Below are 12824 nucleotides of genomic sequence, written 5' to 3'. Positions count from 1 at the left end.
TCTTGACTTGCTTCCTTTCTCCTTTCTGTCTAATTTCCGTTGCTTGCGCTTAAGGTTACGCTCATGTTTAGCTAAATGTTTAGGATTAGCAAACTTAGAGGTCTTAACACCATCATTGACAATAGCAAAGTCCTTTAAACCTAGGTCAATCCCGATTACATTACCATCAGTGTTACTCGGTGGGTTATCCCCTTCTACCTCAGTCAAGACGGACGCAAAATATCTCCCCGATGGGGTCATGCTAACCGTTACCGTCTTGATAGTTCCTTCGATTGGTCGGTGTATTTTAGCTTTCACTATGCCGACGCGACCCGGAAATTTGAGGCAGTCATCAATAACCCTAACTGACTGGGGATACTGAATAGATTGCCTATTCTTTTTAGCCTTGAACCTTGGGTATCTAGCTCTACCCTCAAAGAAGTTACGGTAAGCAGTCACTAAGTTAAGCGTAGTCGCTTGTAAGACTTGAGAATAGCAGTCAGACAACCATTCAGTCCCCTCCTGTTTTTTAAGCTTAGGTAAAAATGCATTCAAGGCGGACTGACTCAAGCCCTTACCCGTTAGCTGGTAGGTTTCAATGCACAGATTAAGAGCATGATTCCACCACCAACGGCTACAGCCAAAGTGTTGAGCTAGTATTTCTTGTTGTTCAGTTGTCGGATACAGCCTAACTTTGACGGCTTGATGTTGCATTGTTTTCACCTCCTCTTACTACTATATACCATTTTCAGTAAATAGGCTCAGGATAGTTTGTAAATTTTATCGGGATTGACCAATAAAATTTACTTGGGGGTGATCCCAAGTATCAAGGGCGCTCACCCTGAGCGGAGTCGAAGGGTAGAGCATGGGACTTATCGCCTCCCCCAAACCCCCACCATCAGTTAAATCCATTGACCAGACTTAGATATGACGGCAACAATCCAAAAGGCAGTTAGGGAGATGCCAACATCTCCTAAAGTAGCCAAAGTACTTATCGAAGGAGTTACGCCCGAATTTCCAGATTGCCCATCATACCCAAATCTTCATGATCAAGGATGTGACAATGATAAACAGTTTTACCTGCAAAATCTCGGAAAGGAATGCGAATGCGGACAGTTTCCCCTCTAGCGACTAGAACTGTATCTGTCCAAGCGGGGTAAGGTTCTGATTTTCCGTTGCGGCTGATGACTTGGAATGGATTGGTGTGAATGTGAAAGGGATGATCCATCATTCCCGTATTCACAATTTCCCAATCTTCAACTGTATTAAGCTGAACTTGGGTATCAATGCGATCGCTCTTGTAAGGTTGACCGTTAATTAGAAACACCATGCCCATCCCAGGCTCCATCCCGTGATTGAGCTGAAAGCGTCGCACCTGTTGGGGTTCAGGTAACGTCGGTATGGATACAAGTTTGGTAGGTAGAGAAACGGGTTCTACAGCGTTCTCGTAGTTGAGAGTCGCTAGCACGGTTGGGGCGTTGTCCTCTCTCCCCATCATGCCTCTGCCACCCATCATACCTCTGCCACCCATCATGCCTCTGCCACCCATCATGCCTCTGCCACCCATCATTCCCATGCCGCCTCGATTGTAGGGAAGATTCTGCAAGGAATATTGTCCTGAGTTTCTATCCCCCCGCACCAGCACTTCTGCTCGTTGTCCAGGTGTTAGCAGCAATTCTGACATTTCTACAGGTTCGGCTAAGGAACCGCCCTCTGTAGCAATCAGATAAAAAGGATGATTTTCCAGAGACAGCCGATAAAAACGAGACGGGGAAGCATTAAGGATGCGCCATCGGAGTAAGCCATTAGCGGGTAGGGATAATGTTGGGTTAAGCTGACCATTAATCGTGATCAGTTGTCCTTCCCGTCCCGTCATCGCTGATGTATGGTTTGAAGGTAACATTCGCCCGTTCTCATCCAGGGCAAAATCTTGGAGAACCAGAAATTCTTCCTGGGCGGCTTTAATTTCGGGAATGTCATCCAACTCCCCGCGCACGATGAATAAACCCGCTAAACCGCCAAATAGCTGCTCGGCGACTAAACCGTGACGATGGGGATGATACCAAAATGTACCAGCCGGATGGTCTTGGGGAATGGTAAACTCATAGTCAAATCTTTCTCCTGGCTCAATGTTGAGAAAGACATTATCCGCATTTCCCGTAACCGGAATATGCAATCCGTGATAGTGCAGATTGGTGGGTTGGGAGAGATTGTTGGTGAAGTGGATACGAACGGTATCTCCGGGTTTAGCTTCCAGGCGAGGAGCAGGAATCTGTCCGTTGTAACTTAAAAGATACGCCTGCTGACCCCCCAAATCAACAGCACCGGAACTGGCTTCTAAGTCAAGCTCTAGTAAACCATCCCGGCTTTGATACAGTGAAGATCCGGCAATTGGTGATTTTGAGGTTTGTTTGCTATTTTGTCCGATTGCACAGCTCGTTCCTATAGCCACCCCAGCTCCAGCTACACTTAGAGCCAGAAACGTTCGGCGATTTATCTTTGACATGGTTAATTCGGTTGAGTACGGCTTTGGCTTACTTTTGGTCGGGATCTGGAAAACCTCTCTCCAAACTTCTCTCCTGCAAGGAGAGAGGCTTTGAATTCTCCCCCTTCCGTGCCAAAAAAGTGAAACATTCTTTAGTAAGACTGATACTCCTGAAAAACTTCAAACTCCCCATCACGATTAAATGCCAACACGGCAAAGGATTCTTTTCTCTCCCCCGCCTCCATTCCGGGACTTCCCAATGGCATTCCCGGTACAGCAATGCCAGCAATGTCCGGCTTTTGCTTAACTAAACGTTTGATATCATCGGCGGGTATATGTCCTTCAACGACATAGCCATTGACAATTGCGGTGTGACAGGAGGCGAAGTCTTGGGGTACGTGATATTTTTCTTTAATAGCAGTCATTGCGTCGGTTTTAGTATCAGTAACCTGAAAACCATGTTTTTCTAAGTGTTTAATCCATTCTCCACAGCAACCACAGGAGGGACTGCGATACACGGTAACTGAGAGGGGTTCTGACAGGGGTTCAGTTTCTTGATCCCAGACACTGCCATTCATGCTAACGGGTGTAGCCGCAACAGGATTTGGTGATTGAGGAGAATTGATTCCTTGGCTATTGGTGCTTTTTCCCCAAACCCCGACAGTCAAATAAGTCGCTCCCACTACCCCCACGATAGCAACACCCGATAAGAGTAGGGGACGTGACTGTTGATGCATCCAAGATGTTAGACGTTTGAGCATAATTAAAACCTCACTATTAATTCTTGGCTTGGGGTTGGGACTCTACTTTCAGTTTAGACTCTCTAGTCAGATGGAGAGTAGAGACGTTCCATGGAACGTCTCTACAATGGTGCCGAAAGTCCTAATCGATGTGTTTACTGCTATAACTATTCTTTCAAAAGCCAATGAAATTAGAATGAAATTATCTAGGCTTTCCCTCTGCTTAATTTTTTGGCTAAATCCAGACAGATTTCATCTCCATTTCATCTTGTTTTGGCATAATGACAACTGGTAATTCAGTCATCTACCGTAAGTTAGAGTTGTAGTCTAAGAATTGAAGCTTACCCTAAACAGTTAACAGGTTAAGTTATGAAAGTGTTGCTAGTTGAAGATGAGCCAGACTTGGGGGCTGCCATTAAGCGAGCGTTAAGTCTAGAAAAGTACGTGGTTGATTGGGTTGTTGACGGTACTGAGGCTTGGGGCTATTTAGAAAACCAGGAAATGCAGTATACGCTGGCTATTTTCGACTGGTTACTACCCGAACTATCGGGATTAGAGCTACTGCGTCGGCTGCGTGCGAACAAAAGTTCCTTGCCAGTTTTAATGCTAACCGCAAAAGACCGCTTGGAAGACCGAGTGGCGGGTTTGGATGCGGGAGCAGATGACTATTTAGTCAAGCCGTTTAGAATGGCAGAGTTGCTCGCCAGAGTTAGAGCACTGCAGCGGCGATCGCCTCAACTCCAACCCCAACAACTTCAGGTGGGAAGCCTGACTCTCGACTGCGGTACCCGAACGGTTTATCGTGTCGCGGCTAAGGGAGAAAAACAGGAGGTGCCGCTGACTAATAAGGAGTACCAGCTTCTAGAGTATTTCATGAGACATCCCAATCAAGTGGTAACTAGCGACCAAATTCGCAATCAGCTCTGGGAAGTGAGTGCAGAACCCCTGAGTAATGTCGTGGCGGCACAAATACGCTTGCTGCGCCGCAAACTTGAATCAATCGGCTGCGCGATTCCGATTGAAACGGTACATGGTATAGGATACCGTCTTAATTTGAGCAACGATGCGTCAAAATAAGCTATTTAGCCAGACTCGTGGGAAATTGGCACTCTCATACGCTTTCGTCATGGGTGTCATTTTGAGCCTGTTGGGGTTTGGCGTTTATGAAGCGATCGCTCATGCTCATTTAATTACCTTAGAGCGGGAGTTAAAATCCGTAGCTGGGACACTCCATGACAGCCTAGAATCAAAACTCAAGCAACCTGGACAAGTAGAGCCAAGGGTTAGGGATATTTTACCGAATCTTTGTTTAGTGGAGATAAACTGCTCTCCAGCACAGGTAAATGGTGAACGCCACAGGCTCAGCGCTGTGAACCAAGGAGACTACTACATCCAGCTATTTGATCAGTCAGGCAATTTGGTGGCGATCGCAGGGGCTGATCCAGCCGGATTACCCCTCGTGTTCAACCTGGAATCTTGGCAAACTGTATCAGATGAAGAAGGCAATACCTACGAGCAAATTTCCCTATCCCTACATACCGATGATCAGCAGGATTGGGGCTACTTACAGGTAGGGCGTTCTGTGCAAGACATCAACGACTACATGAGTACAGTGAAATTAATTTTGGGATTGGGGTTGCCTATTGCGATGATTCTCGTTGGCGTTGCTAGTTGGGGGTTAGCGGGGTTGGCAATGCAACCCATTTACAAATCCTACAAGCAAATCCAACAATTTACTGCTGATGCGGCTCACGAGTTGCGAACCCCTGTCGCCGCGACACTGGCGACGGTAGAAGCTGCGCTATTGATGCCCAGCTTGGATGAAAAAGAGGCACGAAACATCCTAGAAATTGTTGAACGACAGAATCGGCGGCTGAGTCAGTTGGTTGCGGATTTGCTATTTTTGTCTCGCCTGGATCGGCAACCTTCACCTGTACTACGCCAGAGGTGCTGTCTGAATGACTTAGTGAGCGATTTAGTTGAGGAATTGGCAGCCTTAGCCGTTGCTGCTCAGATCACGCTGAGTTCTGAGGTACGAGTGGGAATTTCGATGGCGGCGATCGGGGATGAGGAACAGCTTTATCGCTTAGTGTCTAATTTAATGATCAATGCCATCCAATATACTCCAGTCGAGGGAACGGTAACAGTTATTTTAGACAAGAGTGACTATCATGGGGTGATCCAGGTTAAAGATACGGGGATTGGCATTGCCCTAGCAGAACAAGAACGGATATTTGATCGCTTCTATCGAGTGAATAGCGATCGCTCTCGTCATACGGGGGGTTCGGGATTGGGGTTGGCAATTGCCGCCGCGATCGCTCAGTCACACCACGGTAGTTTGCAGGTACAGAGTGAATTAGGTGTTGGCAGTATCTTCACCCTGCGATTGCCTTTGGTGGGAAGTTCCGTGATATCTTCTCAACCAACTTGAGTATTAATCAATCGGCTCTTGGGAGAATTAGGTTAGCGGAAATTCATTCAAATTATGATTCTTTTCCTGGTTGATGAACTGTTATCATTTCCAAGCTTTTCAGATAACCTCAAGACAGCATAAAGGCATCAAGTTCATCGATATCGTGGATAATAAGTGCTGATAGTTGTTAGGAGCATCTATCTTGAGGAAGTTCAGTCGCGTGTTAACACCATCAGCGTGTTGTTGAGTCAAAGTCAAGAGTTTGGCAATTTCTTCCTTCGCAGCCTTCAGAGTTGCTGTCTTTGCCTTAATCGTGGCTGCTTCCTCATTTGCTTTCTCGGCAATTTCTGCATTATCGAACTCTTTTGGTGAGTTGGCAAGGGTGTTGACATATTCCTCGCAAGCCTGAATCACTTGCTCAGCAGTCGCTTTGCGCTTCTCGTATAGTTCTGCCGCTCTCTTGGTCACATCCGTTGCAACTGTCTGATATTCTTTATCAGTAGCTTCAAGCTTAGCTAAAGCTTTTTTCTTTAGGTCACCATTTAACATTTTTGGCTCCTTAGATCCCTTTCTATTCCGTGCAGCCTTATTCTTCAGTATCAACGGTCAAATGATGAAGTTACCGTGAATCAAGATGAAGATCGTGTGAATCTTTGCTGCTGTCGTTAGCAGCTAGGAGCGCGTACTGAACAGAATGAAATTTAACAGGTTGAAGGAATTGATAGACCAGAGGTAAGATAACCATTATTTCTCGGCTTAAAGAAAGTCAGGACTTACGCAACTGTCACACGCGATCGCTTTCCCCATTCTCTTGGTCTACAATGACTATGACTTTTGTCAATTCCTTTTATCTGTGTTTGTTTCCTTTACAATACAGTAGCCGATGATTATTTGGTCAAACCCTTTGTCATGGACGAATTACTGGCACGGTTACGAGCGTTTCAGCTTTCGGTAGAGGGAGGAATAGTTCGGGCTATCAATCTTTTCATCGTTGCTACAGGATGCAAATGTTTTTAACCAAAGTCGCGATGGCAGGGCGAGAGATCCTTGTAGTGCGAGCATCTTGCTCGCTACTAAGTCATTCCTCTTAAGATGTCCGCCCGGTCAGGATTTCATTCTGATTTCATAATTAATTGATACTTTTGATATAGATACGATTCTTCCGTAGTCTGATCCAGACTGAATGTCTTATGTCTCTGGAACCTCCCCTACCCCATTCGGATCTTGACGAGTCTCGCCCCAACGCTCCAGACCCTTTATCTGAAAATTCAGACCATTTAACATCTAAACCAGACCAAGAACTGCGACAGCCGTCTAGCCGCAAAAAATACGGACGGGTTTTATTAGGTCTGGGAGTCTTCGCTGTACTCAGCAGTAGTATCCTCCTGATCACGAATCAAATCAAACCGACTAACTCTATGGCTGGGATGGAAGGTCATGATATGTCGGGAATGTCTCACGATGACATGATGCAGGTGAATGGTGCGTTTAACCCGATTCCGGTGACGGTAGAGGTGGTGCAGCTTGGAGAATTTGAGGCTTCGGTGTCCTACACTGGCTCGATAATGCCTTATCAGGAAGTGGTTGTTTATCCACGGGTTGCCGGACAATTAACCAATTATTCAGTTTATCCCGGCGATCGCGTTAAGGCTGGGCAAGTGTTGGCTCAACTGGATGCAACGGAACGCTCGACGGAATTAGCCGAAGCCCAGGCGGAAGCCGATGCGATGGAAACGTCGTTACGGGCTAGCCAAGTCCAGATTGAAGAACAGACTCAAGAAATTGCCCGCTTGCAAGCCGAACTGGATTATTTACAGCTACGACAAAATCGCTTTGCTACCCTAGTCGCAGAAGGTGCTATTGCTCAAGATGACTTGGATATTGTCGCCTCTGAAGTGAAGGCTAAACAGGCGGCGATTAGGAAAGCCCAAGCAGCACGGGCAAGGTTACTTGCTGAAGTGGATCAAAATCGCGCCAAGGTGGGTCAGGCGCGAGCGGAGGTGGGTACAGCGACGGTAATGCAGAGTTACACGAAATTGCAATCCCCGATTAGTGGCATTATTCAAACTCGTATGGTTGATCCGGGCGTTGTCGTACAGCCCGGTATGGGTGTACTGAAAATCGGCGACTATTCGCGAGTACGACTCCAGGCGAATGTGGCACAGGAGGATGCTGGATCTATCCGCGTTGGTACACCGATTCAAGCCCAGGTGCCAGGGGTAACGGATCAACCTTTAACTGGGGAAATTACCAGTATTTTCCCGCAAACTAACAATAACACCCGCACGGTGACAGTGGAAGCGGTGGTGGATAATCCTCAAGAACGTCTGTTATCCGGACAGTTTTTGGATATGACCATTCTCACGAATCGCAAGGCAAGTACGATATCGGTGCCTCGAAACGCCGTGGGAGAATTCAATGGCGCCGATTCAGTGTGGGTGATTGAGGACAATCAGGCGCAACGGCGTCAGGTTGAGAGGGGGATGATTAGTGGCGATCGCATGGAAATCACCCAGGGACTCAAAGTAGGCGATCGCGTGATTACTTCTGGGGATAGCCGTCTGGTTCCTAATGTTCAAGTGACGGTGGTGGATGACACTGGCGATCCCGTACCGATGCTGGGTGAGAGTAGTCAGGACAAAATTGAAGTTGCGATCGTTGACCCTGATCCTACCAAGGGATTTAAGTCAGGGGGGGCTGAACTCATCCTAGAAGTCCGTGATCCCCAGACTCAAGAACCCTTACCCGCTAAGGATGTGGCGGTAGACGTCACCATGCCTATGCCCAATATGCCGCCAATGACCACAATGGTGGAACTAGAACCAACTGACAAACCCGGGCAGTTCCAGGTCAAAACTCATTTTGGCATGGCGGGAGAGTGGCATATTAAAGTCGAGGTTAAAGACCCCGATTATGCGGGTCAAACTATGCTCAAGGTGGCAGTTGAGTAACATTATCAGGCAAACCATGGCACGTCTGGAAAATGGGGTTGTAGAGACGTGCCATGGCACGTCTGGAAAATGGGGAAGAAAAAAATGCAATCCTTTTGATTTCACAATTGTTCAATTCTATTTCAGTGAGGATTCTGATGAAAAAACTTTTGTTGCTCGTGCTGACAATCAGCGTTTTAACCACCGCTTGCAGTAGTGGTAATCAAGTGGAGAGTGAATTAGAAACGGATGCAGCAACTGCTCCGACAACTGAAACGACGGCATCCCCTGCCGAAAATAACGTAATCATCACCATGGTGTCTCCAGAAGATGGCACTGTACCGATGGGCGATGCAGAATTTGTGGTCGAGGTGATTGATTCCGCCACCAATGAACCCGTAGCCGTGGAGGATCTACAAGTCGATCTGTCTATGGAAATGGAAGACATGGAGCCAATGACAGCCATGACTAAGGTAGAACCTGATACTCAACCTGGACGATACAAGGTGATGACTAACATGGGTATGAAAGGAAAATGGATGATGGCGGTGAAATCGACTGATCCGGCTATGTCTGGACAAGAAACATTTGATATTGAGGTGAAGTAGTCAAACTCAATCCCGGTTAACTATCCCCTTTTTGGTGGAGACAAGGCAACAGCCAACAGGCAATAGGCAACTGTCTTCATCTCCAATATATAAAAGGGGTGACAAAGGCAAATTTGGTATCACCTTAGCCAGAAAGTTTCAGCATCTGGAGAGATTCTTCATTCCGCTTCGCTCCATTCAGAATGACATCATCGGGCGTTTGAGTAAGCCTTGAAAATCTCCTCCGCTTCCCTATCTCCCAGACGTTCCACTGTCACGTCAGCGGGTGTAGGGTGCGTTAGCGAAGCGTAACGCACCATTTCAAACGATAGTAGTGAAACCCGCCCCTACACAATTTCCCTATCTCCCCCATCTCCCAGACGCGCCATGGCACGTCTCTACATTTCCCCCCAGCGCCCCCATGATCAAAACCTTTCTCACCCGTTGGTCGATTAAGCATCCGGTAATTGTCGCCGCGCTGTACATCGCCGTGCTAGTCCTATCCGTACTGAGTCTAATACTCCTACCGGTGCGGATGATGCCCTACGTGGAAAGTCCATTGGTGTCGATTGTCACCATGGCACCAGGTTCCTCGCCCACAGAAGTTGAAACCTATATCAGTAAGCCTATTGAGCAGCGATTGACGGTGCTGGACAATGTGCGGTTTATTCGCTCTAGTTCCCAGCAAGATATGTCCTTAGTGACGATTCAATTTGCCTGGGGGGATGATATCAATCAAGCGGTGCAATCTGTGCAGAGCATCATGACGGCGGCTGAGGGAGATATTGAACTGGATGGCTTGAACTCCCGCTCCTACTGGGTATTACCGATTGATCCGCTAAACCGTCCGGTGCTGACGTTGGCGCTACAGGGAGATGGCTGGGACTCAGTGCAGTTACGGGAATTTGCGGATAACACCCTGGTTGATCGGCTAACCCAAGTGCCAAATGTCCAGGCTGTGTCCATCTTCGGCGGCTATCGGCGACAGCTTCAGGTGGTAGTCGATCGACCGAAGTTAGCCGCTTACGGGTTATCAATTTTGCAGGTGCGCGATGCAATTGATGCCAATAACGTCAGCCAGGGCGCTGGGGTGCTGACTCAGGGTGACTCGGAAATCCTGGTGCGGGCGGATGAACGGGCGCTGAGTGCGGCGGATGTGATGGATTACCCTGTTTTGGAGCAGGATGGGCAGGTGGTTTACGTCCGAGATGTGGCTACCGTAGAAGATACGTTTGAGGAGCGGCGTAGTGGCTACCGCTACAATGGCGAGGCGGCTTTAGCCGTGAATGTGATCCAGAAGCCGGATTCGAGTTCCCCGAAGGTGATCAAGCAGGTACGGGCAGAATTGGAGCAGATTCAGGCAGAGTATCCGGGTCTGAGTTTTGCAGAAGCTTATGATAACTCCTATTTGGTTAATATTATTCTTGATAGCACCTTCCAAGAACTGCTGATCAGCGTGTTGCTCGCTGGGGTGGTGATTCTGATCTTTTTGGAAGATTTCCGCGCTACGGCGCTGATCATGATCTCCATCCCTACCTCTCTGGCTCTCTCCACCTTGCCTTTTATTCCCATCGAGATGTCCCTGAATTCCTCCACCCTGATTGGGATGATGATGGCAATTGGCAAACTGGTGGATGATTCGATCATCGTCATTGACTCCATTGATCGGAAACTACGGGAAGGGTTACGCCCCAGACAGGCGGCAATTCAGGGAACAGGGGAGGTGTTTCTGGCAAGTGCAGCAGCAAGTTGCGTGATGATTGCAGCACTGTTACCGACAATTATGGCGGGAGGGTTGACAGGACTGATGTTTGTGGGCATCGTGTGGCCCATGGTGTTTGCTTTTATCGCCTCGCTGATTGTGTCGGTAACGCTGATTCCCCTAATTGCCGCATTTGTGCTGAAGCCGCCCCAGAACAGACGCCAACGAAAGACTTGGTTGCAATGGCTGTTGACCCCAGTGCGGGTGGGCTTTCAGAAACTCGAACAGGGCTATGGTTGGCTGCTGGATCGGTGTATGAATAATCGGGAGGTGACGCTGGCGATCGCGGGAGCTGCTATTGTATTTGCGATCGCACTTTATCCGTTTGTGCCTCAAGAAATGATGCCCCTGGGGGATTCGGGCCAGTTTATGGCATCGCTGGAGATGGAACCGGGTACATCTTTTGCTAAGACTGACGAGAGTACCTACCGCTTTGAGCAGATTTTACTCGCCCAACCGGACATCGACAAAGTGTCGTCCCAAACGGGGTTTGAACTGACCCGTAATAGTACCTATTTCAGTGGCTACACGATGGGTAGCGTTAACTCCGCCTCTCTAATTGTCACCCTCAAGGACGATCGCAACCGTGACATCTGGGAAATTATGGATAGCGTCGAAGCTGAAGCCCGCCGGACTATTCCCGGTTTGCGCCGCATCGCCTTAAAGGAGATGGGTGTTGACGTAATGGCGACATCTGCGGCTCCGATTCAGCTTGCGGTGTATGGGGAGGATTTAGACATACTCCATCGTTTAGCCCAAGATGTCCTCCGCATCGCCGAAGATACGCCCGGTTTAGTCATGCCCCAAACCAGTTCAGCCCTAACTCAGCCAGAATATCAGATCCAGGTGGATCGTCGTCGCGCCGAAGAACTGGGGATGAATGTGCGAATGGTGGCAGAACAAGCCCGCTACGCCCTCACAGGTGGCTTTACCCGCCGCTATTACAACCGCCCCAACCTGCGGCAAAATTCGATTCTGGTGCGCTACGAGGAGGAGGAACGTGGCACCTTGAGCAATTTGGCAAATACGTACATTACCACACCGATGGGACAACAGGTTCCTCTAAAGACTGTCGCCACCTTGGAACGACACAATGGTCCTACGGTAATTGAGCATATTAATGGGAAACGGGTGGTATACGTTAACGGCTACTACCGGAAAGGGGGTCCGGCTTCCATGGATTTATCGATGGCGATCGCGATGCGGGCGGGAATGGAGTTACAATTTCCTCCGGGTTATGGTATCGATTCCATGGGTGACATGACCGACATGATGATCGAGTTTGACCGTTTGCTCAAAGGGTTGGTTGTATCACTGATTTTAATTTATTTGATTCTTGTCATTCAATTTGGCTCGTTTATTCAACCTTTGGTGATGATGGTGTCAGTTCCCCTACAATTAGTCGGTGTCTTCGGCGGATTGATTTTGGCGGATCAAACCCTTTCAAGCGTTTCAATTCTGGGCATTGTCATCCTATCCGGTTTGTCTCTATCCGCAGCAATTTTACTACTCGAATTGATCCTGGCGAAACGAGAAGAAGGAGTTCCCCGTGACGTGGCAATCCGCATGGCAGGTCCTGTCCGGTTAAAAGCGATTACCATGACAACCTGTACCACTGTTATCGTAATTGTGCGGCTGGCATTCTTCCCAGAAATCGGTATGGATGCCTATTCCCCCATCGCTACCGTAATTCTAGGGGGGTTGCTACTATCAACCCTGTTAACCTTGGTGGTAGTGCCAGTGGTGTATTCCTTCATCGATGATGCCACCGAATGGCTGAAGCGACGTGAGCGGCGACGTCGCCTGAGCCGACACCCAGATGTCATTCTGGGAAAGTGACCTAAAGCATCGGTTGGTGTAACCACAGTCACAAGAAATAATTCATAAGTTTTGTCGGGGCGGGTTTAGCCACTAAATCAGGTTGTTTA

The 12824-nt window shown here is 48.2% G+C and carries 9 protein-coding genes; 5 read left to right on the top strand and 4 right to left on the bottom strand.

Going from position 1 to position 12824, the window contains the following annotated elements; all coding sequences use genetic code 11:
- The 3 genes from MC7420_RS14700 to MC7420_RS14690 all read right to left on the bottom strand — a co-directional run.
- The coding region (locus MC7420_RS14700) for an RNA-guided endonuclease InsQ/TnpB family protein (RefSeq protein WP_006101194.1) at positions 1-693 on the bottom strand (693 nt) is incomplete at its 3' end.
- 289 nt (positions 694-982) lie between these two features.
- Positions 983-2485 carry a multicopper oxidase family protein gene (locus tag MC7420_RS14695; protein ID WP_044207253.1) on the bottom strand — a complete coding sequence of 501 codons (1503 nt, stop codon included), beginning with the start codon at positions 2483-2485 and terminating at the stop codon, positions 983-985.
- Positions 2486-2616: 131 nt separating this feature from the next.
- Entirely contained in the window at positions 2617-3225 is a 609-nt protein-coding gene (locus MC7420_RS14690) for a DUF411 domain-containing protein (protein WP_006101135.1), read from the bottom strand.
- Between the two features lie 348 nt (positions 3226-3573).
- On the opposite strand from MC7420_RS14690, the gene rppA reads away from it, so the two are divergent.
- Both rppA and rppB read left to right on the top strand, forming a co-directional pair.
- Complete coding sequence (gene rppA, locus MC7420_RS14685; RefSeq protein WP_006101174.1) at positions 3574-4281, top strand: two-component system response regulator RppA; 708 nt, start codon at positions 3574-3576, stop codon at positions 4279-4281.
- Complete coding sequence (gene rppB / locus MC7420_RS14680) at positions 4268-5635, top strand: two-component system sensor histidine kinase RppB (protein WP_006101221.1); 1368 nt, start codon at positions 4268-4270, stop codon at positions 5633-5635. Before rppA ends, rppB begins: the two co-directional genes overlap by 14 nt.
- Positions 5636-5734: 99 nt before the next feature.
- Here the strand turns inward: rppB and MC7420_RS14675 are convergent, their stop codons facing one another.
- Positions 5735-6166: a hypothetical protein gene (locus MC7420_RS14675; RefSeq protein ID WP_006101084.1), complete on the bottom strand. Its 432-nt coding sequence runs from the start codon at positions 6164-6166 to the stop codon at positions 5735-5737.
- 641 nt (positions 6167-6807) lie between these two features.
- Here MC7420_RS14675 and MC7420_RS14670 point away from each other — a divergent pair.
- The 3 genes from MC7420_RS14670 to MC7420_RS14660 all read left to right on the top strand — a co-directional run bounded on the left by MC7420_RS14670 (position 6808) and on the right by MC7420_RS14660 (position 12735).
- A complete protein-coding gene (locus MC7420_RS14670) occupies positions 6808-8568 on the top strand; it encodes an efflux RND transporter periplasmic adaptor subunit (protein ID WP_006101302.1) in 1761 nt (586 codons plus the stop codon).
- Between the two features lie 53 nt (positions 8569-8621).
- Positions 8622-9155: a FixH family protein gene (locus MC7420_RS14665; protein ID WP_232231708.1), complete on the top strand. Its 534-nt coding sequence runs from the start codon at positions 8622-8624 to the stop codon at positions 9153-9155.
- Between the two features lie 403 nt (positions 9156-9558).
- Positions 9559-12735: an efflux RND transporter permease subunit gene (locus tag MC7420_RS14660; protein WP_044207356.1), complete on the top strand. Its 3177-nt coding sequence runs from the start codon at positions 9559-9561 to the stop codon at positions 12733-12735.
- The last annotated feature ends 89 nt before the right edge of the window (positions 12736-12824 follow it).

It is taken from the genome of Coleofasciculus chthonoplastes PCC 7420 (genome assembly GCF_000155555.1).
Classification (GTDB): Bacteria; Cyanobacteriota; Cyanobacteriia; order Cyanobacteriales; family Coleofasciculaceae; genus Coleofasciculus; species Coleofasciculus chthonoplastes_A.
This window is presented reverse-complemented; position numbering and strand designations above follow the sequence as displayed.